The sequence below is a fragment of the Shewanella sp. SW24 genome (assembly GCF_025653395.1).
GTDB classification, from domain to species: domain Bacteria; phylum Pseudomonadota; class Gammaproteobacteria; order Enterobacterales; family Shewanellaceae; genus Shewanella; species Shewanella oncorhynchi.
On sequence record NZ_JAKKSH010000007.1, the window covers coordinates 161,179 to 181,234 of the forward strand.

A 20,056-nucleotide genomic window follows, 5' to 3' on the forward strand; every position below is an offset into this window, starting at 1 on the left:
GTAAGAACTTGCGTGACAACAGACATTTATTTTGTCTTTTAAAGCCAAAAGCAACAAAAAGGCCACCCTAAGGTGGCCGATAAACAAGCGAACAATACCGCATTAAACGATAGGCGTAATCACATGCTCGCCTACTTTTGTCTTAGTGCTATAACCACGGGCCGTTGCGACTTGGAAATCCTTCGACAAAATGGTATCCACATAATGCCAGTCGCTGCGCACCTCATCAGCGGTAAAGGTGAGCGTCATAAAGCCTCGGTCTTTTAAGTTAGCGTACTTAAGATCTGGCACTAACTCGACGATTGCCGCCTCGGTCGCGGGGATCTGTTCCGCTGGCAGATTCAAGTAATATTCAAGGCCTGGCGATGATACTGAGCTAGTCGCAAACTCCACCCCAACGGTATCGCCATTCACGTCTTTAAGCTCGTTAGCCCATGCATTATGGGTGTCACCCGCGATCACAACTAGATTGAGATTTTTCGATTTAGCCGTACCTAAAATCACTTCACGCTCATAGGCATAACCATCCCAAGCATCTAAGTTGTACGGGATTGCAGGTAATTGCAGCAGCCCGATAACTTCTGGCGTGAGTAAGGCTTGATTGGCTTGAAGATATTGCAGCTCTTGGGCGGTCAGCGTGGGATCATTTGCCGCCGCACGGGCCGCTAACTTAGCTAACGCACCTAACATGGCAAATTGGGGAATGCTCATCTGCTGAGTGGCAATCGCCGCCGGCAATGACATCTTACCCATTAATACCTGCTGTCCCAGTACCTGCCACTTGCCTGTCGACTGTAGCAATGTGCCCTGCAGCCATAATAATTGCGTCAGCCCCAGCATAGTGCGAGTGGTTGAAGTGACATCGGCAAGGAAACGCTCTCCAGCAAACGAGCCCGTGGTAGGATCCATATAATCGGCATAATCGAGCTGTTTATCACGGGCTAATACGCGAGTATCCAGCATATGCAGATCGACGAGATTGCCGTAACTGAAGCTGCGGTAAATCTCTTCATGATTCCCTTCACGCCATGGGCGAATCGGCAACCACTCGAAATAAGCTTGTAGTGCAGCTTCTTTACGAACGGCAAAATCCCCTTCGCCTTCGTTGTGATTCTCGGCACTATCACGCCAAGTATCATTGGCCACTTCATGATCATCCCACACTGTAATAAAAGGCACTTTCGCGTGTAACTTTTGCAGACTCGCATCGGTATGGTACTGACCATGGCGAGTGCGGTAATCGCTCAACGTTAGCAACTCATTGGCGGGTAACACTTCACGGCCCAATTCGGCAGCATGCTCACTGGCATAACCACCGCGGGCATATTCATAGATGTAATCGCCTAAATGCACCACAGCATCTAAATCATCCTGCGCCGCCGCTAACTCATAGACGTTAAAATAACCGGCAGGAAAGTTAGCACAGGACATCACGGCTAATTTGACTGAGCTAACATCACCCTCAGGCAGAGTGCGGGTTTTACCCACAACAGAGGTTTTATCACCCGTCATAAAGCGATAAAAGTAGGTTTGCCCAGCACGTAAACCACGGGCATCAATCTTAACCGTGTAGTCACGGCTCGCATTAGTGACAGTCTCACCTGTGGTCACTAATTGAGCAAAGGCCGCATCACTTGCCACTTGCCAACTCACTTTTACATCGCCCTCAGACTCAGGCGTGACACGAGTCCAGAGGATCACAGCATCGACGGCCGGATCGCCACTGGCAATCCCATGTAAAAATTGCGCGGGTACAGAATTATCATCATTACTATCACTACAGCCCATCAAGCCGTAAGAGATCACAGCAACACCAACACCTTTGGCCGACATAGCCAAAAAATCACGACGAGTTACGGTACGATTCATTATTATTCCTTGTTAGATAAGGCTTCACTGGTATGAGGTCTAATAAGACCACGATTGTGAGATATCACTGTTACATATTTGTGACATCTTTGTCAGCCTTTTATGATATCTATCAATTCAAACACTTATACTGGATAGCGTACTTTATTTGTGCAGGACTGGCGTAGGTTACAGAGAAGCTGCTAACATCGGTGCAGGCTAACGCAGCGTGTTAAATGCACGCCTAAGAATGGCAAGAAAAGGAATTTAACAATGAAAGTCAGCGATATTATGAGTGATCAAGTCATCTGCATCAGCGATGGCGCCAGTTTGAAAGATGCCCACCATCTGATGCAAACCCGTGGCGTACGCCACTTACCCGTGATTTCTGAAATTGATGGCACCCTCGTTGGCGTACTCACCCATAAAAAGATGATCGCCAGCGTGATGACTATGTTGAACAAGTACGGCCAAGGCGCGCTCGAACGTAAAGAGCGATACACGCCAATCACGACAGTGATGGATAAAGAGTATCAGCATCTAACCGCCGACGAGCCCTTAACTGTGGTGGTGGAATATTTTATTGAAAACAAACTCGGCTGCTTGCCCGTCGTCGATGTCGATAAAAAGGTACTCGGTATCGTCACTTCATCGGACTTTATTAAGCTGTGCCGTACCCTACTGCAACAGCAAGCGTAACGTTTTACGCTCCCTTTCTGCCATGTCAGCCTTTTGCTACGCAAGGCTGACGCTGTCTTTTTTATAAACTGTGTGTTCTATAAAAAGAAAGGATTCCCTTGGCTAAATTACTCTCACAAGAACAATTTATTCGCGCCTATGAATGCGCAGAATTTGGCTGTTTTGCCAATCAACAACAACTCGCCAAATTACTCGCCGATCCCGATTACGACTTTTTACATCAAGACAGTACCTACTTTGGCAAAGCGGCAACGCAAATCACCTGTATCAGTGACTTACAAAGTATGGAGGAATTGCATTTTGTCGCGGCCAACTTGAATTGGGATAACGATGATCCCGACATGGTCAGGGCGATTATCGAACATCCACTCTGCGACGCAGGTACCGCCTTATTACTCTACTGGTACGGACAAGGCTTTTATTACTCCACGCCGGAGACGCTCGACACGCCTTTTGGACAGCTATTCAAAACCATAACCGATAGATTTGTTGCGCGCGGCTATGCCAGTTATAAAATCCATTTTGACCCGATTAAAGAATGTTTTATGCCCTCATTAGAAGACGTTCTTACTAGAGGATGCCAAATTCCAGGGGCTATTTTTGCCCCCTACAGCACTATGGAAATCGAAACCTATGAAGGGCATCCAAGGTATCTACAATTTAAAAATGAACTACTGAAATCGGGCAAATGGGGCAACCAATAAGTGCTGACCTTTTGTTATCAGCGCGGTTTAAGCTAGGGTTACTAGCGGAATACGCGTAAAACGCTGCCAGCGACCCGAGCGCCAACGGTGCACCATAATCAGACCGCGGATCCATTCATCGGCAGCCACAGCAAGCCAGGCTGCAAGCACGCCATAACCTAAATGCAAGCCAAAGAACCAAGCCAATAACACGCCAATGCCCCACATGCTAAAAAGACCTATACGCACAGGGAATGCCACATCACCTGCACCCTTGAGCGCCGAAATAATCACCAGATTAAACACTCGCCCTGTTTCAAGCGCGATGGAACCCGCAAGCAATAACGCTGTTAGTTGAATAACGTCTTCGTTTTCACTCAACCAGCCGACAATAACGAATCGCTGCCAGTAGAAGACTAATACTATGGTCAGTGAAGCGATAAAGCCCACCAAACAGTAACGCTGCACCCGAGTAGTGATTTCATCGAACCATTGTTTACCCACATAGTATCCGGTCTGAATTTGCGTCGCCTGCCCGAGTGCTACCGCAAAACAATAGATAAAACGGCTAATATTCAAGCCATAGGTGTAGGCCGTAAGCGATAAAGTGCCCATCTGGCTGATAAAGTAGATGATGGTCATCTGAGCCACATTGTAAGACAGCATCTCGCCAGCATTGAGCAGGCCAATACGCATCACACTCCAATAAGTGCTGCGCGGTAAAAGCTTAAGTCGTTGCAGTGGCAGCGGAATTTGCTTATGCCGGATCACCATCAGCATGATACACGCACCGATGATCTGGCTGGTCACTGTCGATATCGCCACCCCTGTTACCCCATAAACAGGTAAACCAAAGGGTGAATACAGGGCAATATAATTACCGATCACGTTCATTAAGCCTGTGCTCGAGGTGACTAACATGGCCGAGCGGGTAAAACCGTAACTACGCAAAATAGCAGCGAAGGCAATGTTCATCACTAGCCCTATGCTCAAGCTGCCGCAAATCACTAAATAGTCATATCCAAAACCAGCCACATCGTGCTCAAGCGCAAATAAGCCGATAATGCCCTTAGCACCAAAGAACATAGATGCACCCATGACCAAGGCTAATACCAAACTCAATACGACACTCGCCACCCCGATATCGACAGCCTGCTGCGGTTGGCCTGCCCCATTGCTTTGACTAATCAAAATACTCGCGCCCGTACTCACCATCATGGACATGACCATCATGAAGAACATCAGCTGAGTCGTGAGTCCCACCGCGGCAACCGCATTATCGGAATAATGGCTCAGCATAAAGATATCGCTGATCCCAAGCAGAGATTGCAACAAGGTCTCGATAAAAATCGGCCACGTCAGGGCAACTATGCCCATGCGCTGTTGCAATGTTTTGGGTGCTTTTGCCACGAAAGATTCCTGCAAATAGAGAACGAATAACGAGTGTGATCGCTGGCTCAATGTGTCGCTCAAACAGCATCTTGGCAACTTATATTTTAGCCAAGAGACTGAAACCCACTTTCACAAATAGACATCAAAGTGCTATCTAACGCACAATCAGGCGGACATTTAAGCGCATTAAGCCTGACAGTCAATTAAGTTGGTAATTTTCTTACAAGACACCCTACAACTCAATCTGTAATAGTGAAAAAGATGCCGACTGCAACCGTATTCATTACTAAGTTAATACCAAAGTTAATTTCCGCAATCATGATAGAGCTCATGGCTGAGTGTGAATCTAGGCTACCAATTCAATTAAGCTGCCGATAAACTCAGCCCATTGCAGAACAGCCGAGCGCACTAAAAATTGAGGGAGTATTAAATGAGCCAACTCTATTTAGAAGAGGGAATTAAGCAATTGGTTAGCGAGTTTATCGCGGCGGGTTGCCCATCAGTGCGAGAGCAAAGTATTGAGCAACGTAGACAAGGTTATATTGCCAGCACTGTACTCGCAGGTGAGCCTGAAGAGGTGTTCGAGGTGCGCGCAATTTCCATCGATGGCGCAGAATTAACTCTGTTTAAACCCTCGGCGGCAGACAATTTACCTATCGTCATTTACTACCATGGTGGCTGTTTTGTCAGTGGCGGCGTTGAAACCCACAATCAACAACTGCGAAAACTCGCCAATGATTCTGGCGCACTAGTGATCGCCGTTCGCTATCGCCTCGCCCCAGAACATGTTTATCCCGCTGCCCACGACGATGCCTGCCATGCCGCAGAAGTCATCTATCAACATTGTCACCAATGGGGCGGTGATAACACTAAGATCACCCTAATGGGCGACAGCGCCGGCGGCCATTTAGCCCTAGTCACTTGCCTGCGTTTAAAAGCCAAAGGGCAATGGTTGCCACACAAACAAGTGCTTATCTATCCTATGCTCGATGCCACCGCGAAGAGCCAAAGCTATAGCGACAATGGCGAGAAATACATCATCACCCGCGACACCTTGCTAACCGGTTTCGATCTGTATTTAGATTGGCACCCCAGAACCGATGGCGAAGCCAGTCCACTACGTCGTGATGACTTAGCAGGCTTACCGGAAACCCATATCATCACCGCCGAATTCGATCCACTCGTCGATGAAGGTGAACAGCTATTTAGGAATCTATTAGAGGCTGGCGTAAATGCCCACTGCCGTCGTTATCTTGGCGTCATCCATGGCTTCTTCCAACTCTCGGGCGTGAGCCGTTCCGCTCGGGATGCCATGGTGCAGGTGACTAATATAGTGAAGACAGCCTAACGTCATACTTGATGATTAATTCATTCATAAAAAAGGCTTTCTATCTAGATAGAAAGCCTTTTTTAACCGTTTGATATTTAGATTTAAACGGTTTTCTTTCGATACGCCAAGAACAACAAGACTATACCTACGGCTAAAAACGGTAAGCTCAAAAGTTGTCCCGCACTTAAGAAAGTTTCAGAGTAAGCCGCTTGGCTAACTTTAATCGACTCAATCGCAATTCGCGCACTAAACACCGACACCAGAAACAGGCCGAAAATAGCCCCATGTCTTTGTTTAATCTGCGTGTATTGATACAAAGCATACAGACCAATAAAGATAGCTAAATAAGCGAAAGCCTCATAGAGCTGTGCTGGATGTCTTGGCAACATGTCGACACGGGCAAATATAATGCCCCAAGGTTGAGTCGTAGGATCGCCTAAAATCTCTGAGTTGGCGAAGTTTGCCATACGCACAAAAAAGCCAAAAATGGCAGTGGCGATAGCGAGTCTGTCCAACAAAAACAGGAAGGGTAGCTTCACTTTACGTTGGTAATAATACAAGGCCAGAATCGCGCCTAAACCACCACCATGGCTGGCGAGTCCGCCTTCCCAAATCGCCAAGATCTTAAGCGGATGAGCAAAGTAATAAGTCGGATCGTAGAACATACAATGGGCCAAACGCGCGCCCACAATAATGCCAACCACACAATAAATCAGTAAATTATCAAGGGACTCAAGATCGAGATTTTCCTTGATATAAATCCGCTTCATCACCTGAAAACCAGCAGTAATAGCAACAGCAAACAGGACTCCATACCAATGTATTTTTAGTCCCATAAACGAGATTAATACAGGATCGAGCTCCCACACTAAGTGTTCCAAATTCAATTACTCCATAACACTTGGTACATAGAGGTACGCCAAAAAGCATGTTTTACGTGGTTAAACGCCAATAGACAAGCCTTGTCGCGGGGATATCTTACTATTGAGTCAAATTTAATGACTCAGAGCGACCTTGGTTTTGCCGAATGAGGCAATGTCAACCAAGTTACCATTTAACGAATCAACTGGCTAAATTTAACTGACTTTAGCGATTCCCTACCTGCTCAGACGTTGGATGATGTCACTATGCTGTGGATATTGGGCTAACAAAGTTTGTTGGCTAAACAGCTCAAAATCATCAAAGGTAAAACCGGGCGATACCATACAGCCCACTAATGAAAAACCATCTTGATTCATGGCTGAACCAAAGATACAGCCCTTAGGGACTAAAAACTGTGGCCGCTCGCCCGCAGCTAAATTAAGCCCTAATTGCGCCGTCGTTAGCACCCCATCAGGAGTAATCATGTAAATCGTCAGCGATTGCCCCGCATGGAAATACCACATTTCATCAGCTGTCAGACGATGGAAATGGGAAACCTCTCCCGTACGCAGCAAAAAATAGATACTGCTCCATAATGCCCGAGTCTGATCAAATGCCGTTTCTGAACGATAGGATGAGCGGTAATAACCGCCTTCAACATGCTGCTCTAGCGCTAAATGTTCAATAAAATCATCTGCAGTATGCATTATAAATCCCTGTGTAAAATTAAAACCACAATTAAGGCCCTAGATTCTACTCGAAAATCATCTGTCCACTAAACACCGCAATGAAGCTTTTTGAACATAAGCACAAACGCTAAAGTTCAAGACATCACGACTGACTCGATACGATCGCAAGGCTTAAGTTTTAAGCCTCAACAGGGATACAACTCTGCGCCATCGAACGCTCTGATGCCTTGGTAAAATCGCGACGACAAATAAATTGTACGGCATATTGTTATGGTTTGTTGTTACCCACAAAAGCGGCTAAATTGTAATGAGTTCGCAGGATGCATTCGCGGCTAAAGCGCCAAAGAGTAGTTTATCTATGATGACTTGGACACGCGGACTTAAGGTTGGGTGATTTTCCACAGGGATTTTAATCGATGATCAAAATAGAAGAAATGGCTTTAGTCCTTGATGCACTTCCTGATCCTACTTTTGTTCTGTCAAAAAGTGGTAAATACATTGCCGTCTTCGGTGGTAAAGATGGCCGTTATTACCACGATGGTAGTGGTCTAATCGGCTTGTATCTTAGCGATGTGTTAAAGGCTGACAAACTCAATTACTTTTTACAGGTTATCGAAAGTGCATTAACCAGCCGAAAATTACTGATCGAAGAATATGAATTGAGCAATAAAGATGTCAAAGGCTTACCCGATATAGGCCCTGAACAACCCATTTGGTTTGAGGGACGCATTCAAGCACTAGACTTTCTGGTTGATGATGAGCCTGTGGTGCTTTGGGTCGCCAGTAATATTTCCAAGCGGCATGAGCTTGAACTGCAACTTCGTCAACTAAGCGATACCGATCAACTGACAGGGTTGTATAACCGTCGCCGTTTAGAACGTGATTTAACCTTTCAATTCGATATATTTCAGCGCCACCGTATTCCCACCTCAATCTTGATCCTCGATTTAGACCACTTAAAGTCCATCAATGATCAGTTGGGTCACTATGCTGGCGATCAAATCATCATCGCAGTTGCTGAAACCTGCCGAACTCAATTTAGAAAAACCGATAGCGCGTATCGTTTTGGTGGCGATGAATTTGTGATTGCCCTACCTGGGGTAGAGCATTCGCAAGCGGTTGAATTTGCAGAATACCTCTGCGATTGCTTTTACACTGAGCTGCAAAAATATGCGGTCAATGGCTTGTTTGCCACCGTAAGCATTGGAGTCGCTTCTATCGAACCATTGGATAAGTCATATGAAGAAACGCTTAAGCGGGCCGATGCCGCCTTGTATCAAGCTAAACGTAACGGCAAAAATCGAGTTATATCAAATACAGCCTGAGTGGACTGAACATTTCAAACCACACATAGCAATAACAAACGCCCTTAATAAATGATAGCCACAAGTGCTCATAAGAAGCGCGAATCAAAAGAGCAACAAACAAAAAAGCGAACCAAAAGGTTCGCTTTTAAACACATTAAGCTAATGCCAAATAACAGAATTAATTCAGGTTTTTCGCAGCTTTACGGGCTTGATGCAGCTTCTTATAGCTTTCAATCAATCTTAAATGCGGCTCAATACCTTCGAGCTGCATGCTGGTCTTAGTTAAACCATAAAAACGCACTTTACCTGTGACTGAGCCAACGACGTTGTCCATCACTTCTTTACCGAACATACGGTTGAAGTTATGGATAAAATCATCAAGTTCTAACTCTTCATCTAAGGTCACTTCCAGCACAGCATTCATGGCTTGGTAGAACAGGCCACGTTTAACGGTATTGTCGTTAAACTGTAGGAACTCACCGACCAGCTCAATCGCGTCTTCGTGTGCACCGAGTGCCAAATAAATCAGGATCTTAAGCTCAATAATCGTCAGTTTTCCCCACACAGTATTTTCATCAAATACAATGCCGATTAAGGTGCGAATATCCGTGTAGTTATCGAGTTGACTTTCTTCTAAACGGTTGACCAAATTAGCCAATTGCTTAGTGCTTAACGAATGCAGATTTAGGATATCTTCACGGTATGCCAGCGCCTTGTTGGTGTTATCCCAAATCAAATCATCAACTGGATAAATCTCCGAATAATCAGGTACTAAAATACGGCACGCCGATGCGCCTAAATCGGTAAACTCAGCGATATACACCTCTTTACCTAACGCTTCTAAGATCCCAAACAGGCCGTCAGCTTCTTCTTCGCTGGTGCCAGAAAAATCCCATTCGCAGAATTCATAATCAAATTTACGGCTAAAGAAGCGCCATGAAATCACTCCTGTTGAATCAATAAAGTGCTCAACAAAGTTTTCTGGCTCGCTAACCGCCATGCTGTTAAAGGTCGGTTTTGGCACATCATTTAAGCCTTCAAAGCTACGGCCTTGCAGCAATTCAGTTAAGCTACGCTCTAACGCCACTTCAAAGCTTGGGTGCGCGCCAAAGGAGGCAAATACGCCGCCAGTTTTCGGGTTCATCAGGGTGACGCACATCACAGGGAACTGGCCGCCGAGTGAGGCATCTTTGACCACAACCGGGAAGCCTTGATCTTCTAAGCCGTTAATGCCCGCGAGGATGCTTGGGTACTTTTCTAGTACAGACATAGGCACATCGGGCAGGACAATTTCTTGCTCAATGATTTGGCGTTTTACAGCACGCTCAAAAATCTCTGACAAGCACTGCACATGGGCTTCTTGCAGGTTATTACCCGCACTCATACCATTGCTTAAGAACAGGTTTTCAATCAGGTTCGACGGGAAGTAAACAGTTTCACCGTCAGATTTACGAGTATAAGGAATCGCACAGATACCGCGCTTAATATTGCCCGAATTAGTATCAATCAAGTGCGAGCCGCACAGCTCGTCGTCTGGGTTATAAATCTCTAAGCAATAGTCATCGAGAATACCTGCTGGCAGCGCATCGTCTTCCTCTAACGCAAACCACTTTTCATTGGGATAATGCACAAATTCGCTATTGGCGATTTCGGTACCAAAGAATTGATCATTATAAAAAAAGTTGTTATTCAGACGCTCAATAAACTCGCCGAGCGCCGAACACAGCGCGCTTTCTTTGGTCGCGCCTTTACCATTGGTGAAACACATTGGCGAAGCCGCATCACGAATGTGCAGTGACCACACGTTCGGCACGATATTGCGCCATGATGAGATCTCTATCTTCATTCCAAGATCGGCGAGCATGCCCGTCATATTGGCAATGGTTTGCTCCAGCGGCAGATCTTTACCCAGAATAAAGGTGCTCGATACGCCATTAGGCTGACCCATCAACATAGCATTGGCGTCTGAATCTAGGTTCTCAACGGTTTCAATTTTAAATTCTGGGCCCGTTTGCACCACTTTTTTAACCGTACAACGGTCAATCGAGCGCAGAATACCTTCGCGATCTTTCTCCGAAATATCATCGGGTAACTCAACTTGAATTTGGAAAATCTGGTTGTAGCGATCTTCTGGATCGACAATATTGTTCTGCGACAGTCTAATGTTATCCGTTGGAATATCACGGGCTTTGCAATATACCTTCACGAAATAGGCCGCACACAGGGCTGACGACGCTAAGAAATAGTCAAACGGACTAGGCGCTGAACCATCACCTTTGTAGCGGATTGGCTGATCGGCGGTCACGGTAAAATCATCAAACTTGGCTTCAAGTCTAAGATTGTCGAGAAAATTAACTTTGATTTCCATTGAATATGATTTCCACTAAATATGCGAGTCTGTAGCAGCCCATCGACCAAGTCGCGTCATTGGTAATGAGTCATTAAGGGGGAATTATCGGTGTTTTTGGCCCATTAGTCTTGGGTTAATTATGTTAAAAACCATAATCAGAGCATTTGCGGCTGAGCTTGGTGGGTTGAATAGTAGGGTTAAGCGAGTACTTAGATTGAGTCTCAAGAAGGCGAGGAAACCAATGAGTCGCAGAGTAACACTCTGTGCAAAAACACATTATGGATGTTTTTCAGTTTCTCGCTTAACCAACAGAAAGGTTAAATACATCTTAGTCGGTAATGACAAGGCCATGCCAAAGGCGACACACATAGCGCTGATAATAATCCCTTGCACGCCCATCGCCTCAACAGTTTCATTAAAGTTATGTAAGTAGATGCCCAACGCAATAAGACAAATGCCTACAGTAATGCAGATTTTCAGCGTTAGGATCAACTTTTCATTCGTCACAACCCTGCCCTTACTATTCGCCACTACCTGCATCAGCCTGCACCAACTCTAGCTAATTTTGCATCAATTTAAGCTAATATAGTGAACTCATTGGGCCCGTATAGTGTTGATAAAGATCAAAAGAAAGGCCTAGATTCACAGCATAGTTAACGACTTTGGAATAAATCAACAGCGCGCATTTTATCGATTTCCATTACATTTTTGTTAACTTAAACACTTAAGAATGCGGGAAATTAGCTATACTGCCCTGCAATAAAAGAGATGTTCATCATGGAGTCGTCAAGCATGTCTAATTTCAGCCTACGTAATAAATTACTGCTGTTGTCGTTATTCCCTTTAATTTTTACTTTGTTCGTACTCATGACAGTTTCTTACTATGTCGAAAAAGACGCCCTTGCAGATGAGGTGACGACCTTTAGAACTAAGCTCATCGGTGAACGTAAAACACAAATAAAAGAAGCCACCGAAATTGCCGCAGGAATAGTGCAGTATCAGTTGTCTTTAAAAGAAAATGGCAATGTAAACCAAGCGCTACGTGATATCCGTTTTGGCAGTTCTGGTTACTTCTTTATTTACGACTCCCAAGGTAAAAACCTGTTCCATGCCGTCATGCCCAACCTCGAAGGGCAAAATAAAATTGATATGACAGATCCCCGCGGCACTAAAATCATTGTCGGTTTACTCGATGCCGCTAAAAAAGGTGACGGTAACTTCTCGTTCTACTTTCAAAAACCCAATACCAATGAGCAAATTGAAAAAATCGGTTACTCCATGATGATCCCTGGCACAGACTGGATGCTAGGCACGGGAGTCTATATCGATGATATCGACACTGTCGTTGAGGATTATCGTGCGACGGTCACTGAGCAGATGATCGAAAAATCCTATGCCATTCTGTTAATTGCGCTGTTACTCGCCGCGATTACTGTCGCTGTTATTCTGATCACCGCCCAACGTATGGTCGCGCCAATTAAAAATATGGCGAATAACTTAAACGATATAGCTAAAGGCGAAGGCGATTTAACCAAACGTCTTATTGTGAAAGGTGAAGATGAAATTGCACAACTCGGCCAATCCTTTAACCTGTTTGTCGATAAACTCCAAACCATCATAGGCGATGTGGCAAACGCGACGGCTAAAGTTAAAACCGCCGCCAACGCGATTCACGATCAAACCAAAGTCATGTCGAGCCAACTCATCAGCCATAACAATGAAACTGATCAAGTGGTTACCGCCATCACTGAAATGTCAGCCACCGCCAGCGAAGTAGCGCAAAATACCACGCAAGTGGCCGAAGCGACCCATGCTGCCACTGGCGATGTAGCCAATGCTCAGCGCTGCGTCGATGCTTCTTTAGAAGAAATTTCGGCACTCATGGCGCAAATCAACAATGCGGCGGGCAGTATTCAATCCCTGAGCGAACAGTCTAAAAAAATCAACAACGTGCTGTCAGTGATTGGCGGTATTGCTGAGCAAACTAACCTATTGGCATTAAATGCCGCCATCGAAGCGGCCCGCGCCGGAGAACAGGGCCGAGGCTTTGCCGTGGTGGCCGATGAAGTGCGTAACTTAGCGAGCCGAACGCAATCAAGCACTTTAGAAATCAATGAGATGCTATCTGAATTGCACAAGCTTGTCGCACTGGCAGTAAAAACGATGGAAGAAAGTCAGCAAAGCTGCGTGCGCTCGGTAGACTCTTCCCGTGCAATTTCTGAAAGCCTAGGCTCAGTGACATCGGCGGTCACGGCAATTAACGACATGAGCACCCAAATTGCAACGGCGGCCACGGAACAAAGCTCTGTGACCGAAGAAATCAACCGTAATGTGTTCGCCATCCAAGAGATTGTGAATGAGTTACTCCATTCCAGCGAAGATGCTGCCAGAGTCAGCCAGACCGTGTCGCAGGAAGGAATTAACTTAGGTAAACTCGTCGGTCAGTTTAAGATTTAAAATATTTTCAATGGGTTGTAAGCTAAATAAGACATAGCAACCCATTGGTTTGCTGAAAATGTAAGATAAGGTCTCAGCCTTGCTGAGGCCGATGGCTGTAGATTGTGGTTTGTGGTTTGTGGTTTGAGAGTTGTGGATTAAGAATTGAAGGCGCTACTTTTAATTTCAAAAAGTAAAACTTAAATCCGCTTACCTACGTATACAACCCAAATACTCAACTCAGTAGAAATGACCATGTTTTCAATCTTTAAGAAAAACCCTTTAAAAAAGTTAACTCAGCAATACAATGCCAAGCTTGAACAAGCGATGCATGCCCAGAGAAAAGGCGATATTCGGTCCTACTCAATGCTGACCGCTGAAGCCGAGCAAATCGAAAATCAAATAAAAGTGCTAGAAAAAGCAGCCCAGCAATAGAGGCGCATAGTGAGAACGCGAAGCAAGCAAACTACCAAGAGTCGGCTTGAAAACGTGCCAATCTGGCTTCTGTGATAGTACATTGGGTCAGTTGCATCAACTCACCTAAAGTGATCGCAGGATTGTCTGTGATAAACCGAATCAACTTAGCGTCTAATGGTTCAAGTTTGTCTGCATGCTGCAGTAAAGCTGACTCAAGCTTTTGAATAAGATAACGAAATGCTCCATCGGCCATCAGTAGCTGCTCGGCTTGTAAATGGGCGGTGCAGGATTGGATCTTGAGCGCCGCGCCAACAATGCACCAATTCCTTGAACGCCGCACACGCTTAAGCTCGCAATCATATTGGGCTGCAATCGCTTGAGCTTGTTTAACCGCCTCCCGCCCAATTCGATGAATCAGCGAGGGCAGCGAGATACTAATGTCGTCGTTCATAACGCTTGGTTAATCGCCGCTCTTTTTATGCCTGCATGGGTAAAAGCCTGCTCGACTTTACATTCAAATACAAAAATTCAATGCGCGGCAGTGTACTCTGCCTCACTTTATTCTAAAAGCTCCGCCCTCCGCCGGATAAGATTTGATGCGATTATGCTTTTACTCATTAACCCACATATTTTGAGTGAGTTTCGCACCAAGTTTGTAGCTTATGTTGTAAATCGCGCAGCTTCTTTGGGTAATGGCTCTGCTTGGCATAAACCATATACAACTCATGTGGATAGCATTGCCATTGGGGAACGAGCAAAGTGAGTTTGTGCTGAACGATATCCTCCTCTACCAAATAATAAGGCAGGCTAGCGATACCTGTACCACTCAAAGTAAGAAGATGTGTAGTGGCATAGTTTGAACTGCACAGTGCAGGCTCAAAAGTGAATGTGAGACTGTCCCCTGCGAGTGGTTCAAACACCCACTGTGTTTCGCCCGAAGACAATAGACGATAATGGCGTAAATCATCAGGGTGACGAACTTCTGCGGCTGCGGAATGTGCGGGCGCAACCACTAAGACATGACGAATTCTGCCAAGATATCTGGCGATCAGATTATCGCTGTGCGCAATGCTTGTTCTTAAGGCGAGATCAAACTTGCCGAACTCAACATCTTGAATATTCTGCTCAAAACACAGTTCGAGTTTCACTTGAGGATACTCAGCAATAAACTGAAGCAGCATAGGACTCAGCAATTTTTTGCCCAGTTCCGTTGGAGCGGTGAATTTTAAAGTACCACAGGAGTCCTGCGTTAAATCCTGCACTAAACGTCCAGCTTCATTGGCCAGCCTCTCGATTTCGCAGGCTTTACCATATAACGCTTGCCCTGCTTCGGTCATTGATACTCGCCGAGTGGTTCGGTGGAGTAATTGACAACCCATTTCATCTTCAAGGGATTTAACATGCCGCGATACTAAACCTTTAGAAGCCCCGAGTTGTTCAGACGCAGCGCTAAAACTGTGCATTTTGGCAACCAGCATAAATGACTGCAGATGAGTGAGATTCATCAATTAAGCCTATTAACGAAACAATGTGGTGATTATATGCGCTTTTTCTATTTAATTAACCAGACTATCCTCAATTCGTATTCAATTTAGGAGCATGTCATGAAAATAGTCGTAGTGGGTGCATCAGGCACAATCGGACAAGCCATAGTCCGCTTATTTCATTCAACTCAGCATGAAGTTATTCAGGTAGGGCGAACAACGGGGGATGTCCTGATAGACATTCGGGATGAACATTCACTCCATCAAGGGCTAGAAAAAATCGGTAAAGTCGATGCAATGATTTCGGCCATGGGTGATGTCGTGTTTAAACCGTTCAACGCTATGACTCAAGCAGACTGGTACACAGGGCTCCAAAGTAAGTTATTGGGGCAAATACAGTTAGTGCAAATAGGTAGCCAATACCTCAACGCTGGGGGCAGTTTTACACTGACCAGTGGCATTATTGCCGATGTCCCAGTAAAAGATGGCATCAGTGCCGCCACAATCAATGGCGCACTTGAGCATTTTGTTACCGCCGTCGCGGGTGAATTACCTGCGCAGCAGCGGATAAACATTGTCAGCCCAACGGTATTAAGCGAGTCATTAGCGAGCTATCAGGACTATTTTCCCGGTTTTAGTGCAATCAATGCCGACACATTAGCCAAGGTTTATTTGCGCTCAGTCATGGGCAGAGAAAATGGCCGAGTGCTGAAAGCCTTTTCCAGCTGCGGCACAGTGTCCTAACAGCAGCGTCCTAACAGGACAACCTAACCTTGTAACGCAAGGCGCGTAATCAGTCACAGTTAAAGTCTTGAGCGTTGCGCTGGGATTGCCTACAATAGCGCACGCTTTTTCACTATAGACAACGACAGATCACGACCATGACCGACACAACATCATTACCTGCTTTACCGGATCGCCTTTCCGTTAACCCACGCAGCCCACACCATGTGGCAGAAATTTTCGAGCACGATATCGGTATTAAGCTCAACGGCAAAGAGCGTTTTGATGTCGAAGAATATTGCATCAGTGAAGGTTGGGTAAAAGTACCAAGCAAATCCTTAGACCGTCGTGGCCAACCTCTTTTGCTCACAGTAAAAGGCACAGTTGAAGCCTTTTATCGTTAAGCTTTAGCGCAAAGAGCTGGATCATAAAAACGGCCAATCTAATTGGCCGTTTTTGTTTGCCCAGCAGCAAATGATACTAATTCAATACTACTTGCTGAAACTGCACCAGTGCAGTGAACGACTATTCGGAACAGCTATCTAGTCGGTTTTTGGCGAAATGGATTAAATCAAATAGCATTATGCATGCCTACTTATTTGAATATCATTAAGTTTATTTGGGGATTCGCTAGAGAAAAGCGTTAGAGAGAGAGGAGAAATAGTTGATGTCTCGGTAACTCCAATATATAAAGGTCCTTCCAGAATACCGGCAGGTATAACAGTGAATGCTCAAGGTAGTGGTGGTTTCTTTGAAAGCATTACTCTTCTTAATCCTCGTGGAATGTAGATCATGACCCTATCTGTATTAAATAGCATTTTAACTCCCCCTAACTTCCCTAATGAATCTGGGATTGGTAACGTTTGGCCTTCTATAGATGAAGGTCTTAGTTTTCCCAGGGATTATATTGCGTTTATTAATCGTTATGGCACAGGAAGAATTGCCGATTTTATAGCGATATTCAATCCATTTACTACGAATTGTGACCTTGATTTTTTTGAGCAGAAGAAATCAATCATTGAGGATTTCAATTACCTTAATAATGAAGACCCAGAGTATTTTAAATATAACCTCTATCCAGAAATTAATGGCCTTTTACCAATAGGCGTAACGGATAATGGTGATTGCATATTTTGGGTTGTTTCCGATCTGAAAGACAGTGAGACATGGGGCACTGCAATAATCGCATCTAGATCGCCAGATGTAGAATATTTTGATGAAAATATAACCTCTCTATTGACTGGTTTATTGTTAAGAAAAATAAGATCAGGATCATTACCTAATAGTTTCCCTCCTAAAAATGTTACCTTTGAAAAAATTTAAACAAAAAATAAATGGCCATCCATAATGAATTATTGGACCGTCGCGGCCAACCTCTTTTGCTCACAGTAAAAGGCACAGTTGAAGCCTTTTATCGTTAAGCTTTAGCGCAAAGAGCAGGATCATAACAACGGCCAATTAATATTGGCCGTTTTTGTTTGCCTATTCTACTTCTGCGGCTAAACCATAGGCCTGGTAAATCTGTTTTACACGGCCCGATGCAGCCATATCAAGCAGCGCCCGATTAAGTTCATCGAAAATAGCAGCATGGGTAGAGTTACGGGACATACCAAAATAATGTTCGATCCGATTCGACTGACGGTAATCGGCATAGCTGAAACGATCGTAACCGAGCTGCTTGAAGGCATTCTCAATGGCGGCACGATCGAGCACCACCATAGTGTCAAAACGCCCCATGATAAACATGCGAGCCATGTTTTCATCATCGGTAGACTCAATTTTACGTAGCGCGGGATCCATATTAAAACGCTCAAAATAAACTGTGCCCCGTTTAACCCCTACAGTAACCTGATACAAATCCTCATAGGACTTAATCCGTCCTTCCTCGCCGGCTTTTACGAGAAACAAAATATCGCGAGTCTGAGTGCCGATAGGACCAAGAAACCGTACAAATGCCTCTCGCTCTTCGTCTCGTATCGTGCGCGGCACAATGTCGACCGTGCCTACCCGCAACTCATGAATGCTGCGAGCAAAAGGACGCGCGCTCCATTCGACGCGATAACCGACCTTAGCCGCCGCTTCCTCAAGAATATCCTTTAACGGACTCGTCATAGTATTAGTTCGCTCATCAAGCACCATCTCAGGAGGACGATGCCGAAAATCGGCACGCAACACGTTAGAAAAAGTAGCCGATTGCACCTCAGCGGCGACAATGATGCCCGCGAAAAAACCACAACCAAGTACACACAAAATTGCGTAAACAGAAGGCAACGAAACAAGGATACTTTTAAAATACATAGAGATACCCGCAAATTTATATGTTGCATTTAGCATAACTCAAAAAATCGAAAACTAAAGTGCATAAAACATTAAAATAAATGGCCATCCATAATGAATCCTTAGACCGTCGCGGCCAACCTCTTTTACTCGCAGTAAAAGGCACAGTTGATGCGTTTTATCGTTAAGATGTATGCGTACTGATAATATCGGTACGACTGTTGATGTAGTGGCTAACAAGATGTGACCACTACACTCAAAGACTCATTATTTTTGGCATAAAAGTACTAGCAGCTAACGGATATGTACTTAGCAAGTTACAATGACAATACTAAACAAGGATGTAATGATGAATTCGAATCAATTAATACTTATCGGGCTGGGTTTGGCGATTATCATTTTCGTGCCGCTACTCTTACGCATTTTCACTAATCTGCTTATCCCATCATCAGATAATAACTATCGCTACCGTAAACAAGACGCCCTATTTTCCAGTGCTGAACGATCCTTTCTCGGGATATTAGATCAAGCTGTAGGCGAACAATTCCGAATACTGGGCAAAGTGCGTATCGCCGACGTTATCACCCCAGAAAAAGGCATGAACCGCAAACACTGGCAAATTGCCTTTAATAGAATTTCAGCCAAGCACTTCGATTACTTACTCTGCGACAAAAATACACTTGAAGTTATCGCCGCCATCGAACTCGACGATAAAAGCCATAAGCAAACACGTACTCAGCAACGCGACCTCCTCATCGAGCAAGCCTGCGAAAGCGCCAAACTGCCATTAATCCGCTTCGATGCCAAACGCAGCTATCAGCTAGAGCTTATTCGCAGCACTATACATGCAGCCTTACCAGCAAAAACTCACGCAGCTGAAGAGTCGCCACTCAAACTGACCGCGGACTAAACATAAACTAAATCCATGAACACTACATATCCTAAGTTTGAGGATGTTAAGCTTGACTCGATTTTTTACCCTTATGCTGCTTTTTGAATTCATGTACATCATGTAAGCGGGCAGCGCTTACTCGTCTAACAGCGCTTGAGATTTAAAGCGGCCTTCCCCAAACGCACCTTTAATACTTGTCTTCACGATTGGCCTTGCGAGCAATTTCTTCAATAAAACAAAGCATAAGCTAGCTAATACTACTTAGCAGCTCATTCTACTCGGCGAGCAACACGTCAAGTAACATGATTTCACCACAGTTCAAAGTATCAGCATTATTCGGGCAATTTAAAAGCGGTGCTAAAAAATGCAAAAAGATGTGGCTTTACTGGCTTAAATTATAACTGACTCAATTTACTCATGGAGGTAAAGCACTGAAGAATCCCCTGATGATTTACAAATAAATCATCAAATTAGGGTGGAAGCGCATCTTGTTGCATGATCAAATGGTTTCGCTAAAAACTACACTTGGACAACAAGATGCGCGAAGCCAATATCCTACAACATTCTTTACACCAATACTGCCCAGAACTTCACCTAAAACGATTAAACAGCTTGATGCTGGCCTCTAAGGCACTGATTGAATGTAAGACACTGACCTTGACTGAGTT

Annotated in this window: 19 protein-coding genes and 2 pseudogenes; 12 read left to right on the forward strand and 9 right to left on the reverse strand. The window is 44.9% G+C overall.

Going from position 1 to position 20,056, the window contains the following annotated elements:
• Positions 1-102: 102 nt before the first annotated feature.
• Entirely contained in the window at positions 103-1,869 is a 1,767-nt protein-coding gene (locus L5M17_RS08180) for an alkaline phosphatase D family protein (protein WP_263146558.1), read from the reverse strand.
• A 252-nt stretch (positions 1,870-2,121) separates the two neighbouring features.
• Here L5M17_RS08180 and L5M17_RS08185 point away from each other — a divergent pair, with 252 nt between their 5' ends.
• Together L5M17_RS08185 and L5M17_RS08190 are read left to right on the forward strand one after the other, a co-directional pair.
• Positions 2,122-2,547 carry an HPP family protein gene (locus tag L5M17_RS08185; protein WP_168824713.1) on the forward strand — a complete coding sequence of 142 codons (426 nt, stop codon included), beginning with the start codon at positions 2,122-2,124 and terminating at the stop codon, positions 2,545-2,547.
• Between the two features lie 98 nt (positions 2,548-2,645).
• Positions 2,646-3,251, forward strand: coding sequence for a DUF4274 domain-containing protein (locus L5M17_RS08190; protein ID WP_168824711.1), 606 nt, complete (start codon positions 2,646-2,648; stop codon positions 3,249-3,251).
• A gap of 27 nt (positions 3,252-3,278) precedes the next feature.
• On the opposite strand, the gene L5M17_RS08195 is transcribed toward L5M17_RS08190, so the two are convergent.
• A complete protein-coding gene (locus L5M17_RS08195) occupies positions 3,279-4,640 on the reverse strand; it encodes an MATE family efflux transporter (protein WP_263146563.1) in 1,362 nt (453 codons plus the stop codon).
• 412 nt (positions 4,641-5,052) lie between these two features.
• Here L5M17_RS08195 and L5M17_RS08200 point away from each other — a divergent pair, with 412 nt between their 5' ends.
• Complete coding sequence (locus L5M17_RS08200) at positions 5,053-5,970, forward strand: alpha/beta hydrolase (RefSeq protein ID WP_263146566.1); 918 nt, start codon at positions 5,053-5,055, stop codon at positions 5,968-5,970.
• Positions 5,971-6,053: 83 nt separating this feature from the next.
• On the opposite strand, the gene lgt is transcribed toward L5M17_RS08200, so the two are convergent.
• On the reverse strand, positions 6,054-6,833 hold the full coding sequence (gene lgt / locus L5M17_RS08205) for a prolipoprotein diacylglyceryl transferase (protein ID WP_131523760.1): 780 nt from the start codon (positions 6,831-6,833) through the stop codon (positions 6,054-6,056).
• 216 nt (positions 6,834-7,049) lie between these two features.
• Complete coding sequence (locus L5M17_RS08210) at positions 7,050-7,520, reverse strand: cupin domain-containing protein (RefSeq protein ID WP_263146570.1); 471 nt, start codon at positions 7,518-7,520, stop codon at positions 7,050-7,052.
• A gap of 398 nt (positions 7,521-7,918) precedes the next feature.
• On the opposite strand from L5M17_RS08210, the gene L5M17_RS08215 reads away from it, so the two are divergent.
• Positions 7,919-8,827, forward strand: a complete 909-nt coding sequence (locus tag L5M17_RS08215; RefSeq protein ID WP_263146573.1) for a GGDEF domain-containing protein — start codon at positions 7,919-7,921, stop codon at positions 8,825-8,827.
• 160 nt (positions 8,828-8,987) lie between these two features.
• On the opposite strand, the gene L5M17_RS08220 is transcribed toward L5M17_RS08215, so the two are convergent.
• Both L5M17_RS08220 and L5M17_RS08225 read right to left on the reverse strand, forming a co-directional pair.
• Positions 8,988-11,177: an OsmC domain/YcaO domain-containing protein gene (locus tag L5M17_RS08220; protein WP_263146576.1), complete on the reverse strand. Its 2,190-nt coding sequence runs from the start codon at positions 11,175-11,177 to the stop codon at positions 8,988-8,990.
• Positions 11,178-11,435: 258 nt separating this feature from the next.
• The gene (locus L5M17_RS08225; RefSeq protein WP_113939077.1) at positions 11,436-11,666 is read right to left on the reverse strand and encodes a hypothetical protein; all 231 of its coding nucleotides are present in this window, start codon (positions 11,664-11,666) and stop codon (positions 11,436-11,438) included.
• Positions 11,667-11,951: 285 nt separating this feature from the next.
• Between L5M17_RS08225 and L5M17_RS08230 the strand changes: the two genes are divergently transcribed.
• Both L5M17_RS08230 and L5M17_RS08235 read left to right on the forward strand, forming a co-directional pair.
• Positions 11,952-13,616 (forward strand): methyl-accepting chemotaxis protein, encoded by a 1,665-nt coding sequence (locus tag L5M17_RS08230; protein WP_263146578.1) that lies wholly within the window; start codon positions 11,952-11,954, stop codon positions 13,614-13,616.
• Positions 13,617-13,850: 234 nt separating this feature from the next.
• Positions 13,851-14,030, forward strand: a complete 180-nt coding sequence (locus tag L5M17_RS08235; RefSeq protein WP_261273491.1) for a DUF6435 family protein — start codon at positions 13,851-13,853, stop codon at positions 14,028-14,030.
• A 31-nt stretch (positions 14,031-14,061) separates the two neighbouring features.
• Here L5M17_RS08235 and L5M17_RS08240 read toward each other — a convergent pair whose 3' ends face one another.
• Positions 14,062-14,463 carry a ribosome recycling factor family protein gene (locus L5M17_RS08240; protein WP_263146586.1) on the reverse strand — a complete coding sequence of 134 codons (402 nt, stop codon included), beginning with the start codon at positions 14,461-14,463 and terminating at the stop codon, positions 14,062-14,064.
• 166 nt (positions 14,464-14,629) lie between these two features.
• Positions 14,630-15,517 (reverse strand): LysR family transcriptional regulator, encoded by an 888-nt coding sequence (locus L5M17_RS08245; RefSeq protein ID WP_263146589.1) that lies wholly within the window; start codon positions 15,515-15,517, stop codon positions 14,630-14,632.
• 99 nt (positions 15,518-15,616) lie between these two features.
• Here L5M17_RS08245 and L5M17_RS08250 point away from each other — a divergent pair, with 99 nt between their 5' ends.
• From L5M17_RS08250 to L5M17_RS08265, 4 genes and pseudogenes are all read left to right on the forward strand, one after another.
• Positions 15,617-16,240, forward strand: a complete 624-nt coding sequence (locus L5M17_RS08250; protein WP_131523768.1) for a short chain dehydrogenase — start codon at positions 15,617-15,619, stop codon at positions 16,238-16,240.
• Between the two features lie 137 nt (positions 16,241-16,377).
• A complete protein-coding gene (locus L5M17_RS08255) occupies positions 16,378-16,623 on the forward strand; it encodes a DUF3297 family protein (protein ID WP_006080205.1) in 246 nt (81 codons plus the stop codon).
• A 388-nt stretch (positions 16,624-17,011) separates the two neighbouring features.
• Positions 17,012-17,542, forward strand: a complete 531-nt coding sequence (locus L5M17_RS08260; RefSeq protein WP_263146593.1) for an SMI1/KNR4 family protein — start codon at positions 17,012-17,014, stop codon at positions 17,540-17,542.
• 29 nt (positions 17,543-17,571) lie between these two features.
• Positions 17,572-17,640, forward strand: a pseudogene (locus tag L5M17_RS08265) (DUF3297 domain-containing protein); the annotation flags it as partial.
• A 61-nt stretch (positions 17,641-17,701) separates the two neighbouring features.
• Here the strand turns inward: L5M17_RS08265 and L5M17_RS08270 are convergent.
• A complete protein-coding gene (locus L5M17_RS08270; RefSeq protein ID WP_263146595.1) occupies positions 17,702-18,517 on the reverse strand; it encodes a substrate-binding periplasmic protein in 816 nt (271 codons plus the stop codon).
• 328 nt (positions 18,518-18,845) lie between these two features.
• On the opposite strand from L5M17_RS08270, the gene L5M17_RS08280 reads away from it, so the two are divergent.
• Together L5M17_RS08280 and L5M17_RS08285 are read left to right on the forward strand one after the other, a co-directional pair.
• Positions 18,846-19,406 (forward strand): DUF2726 domain-containing protein, encoded by a 561-nt coding sequence (locus L5M17_RS08280; RefSeq protein ID WP_263146597.1) that lies wholly within the window; start codon positions 18,846-18,848, stop codon positions 19,404-19,406.
• A 519-nt stretch (positions 19,407-19,925) separates the two neighbouring features.
• Positions 19,926-20,056: pseudogene (locus tag L5M17_RS08285) on the forward strand (IS4 family transposase); the annotation flags it as partial.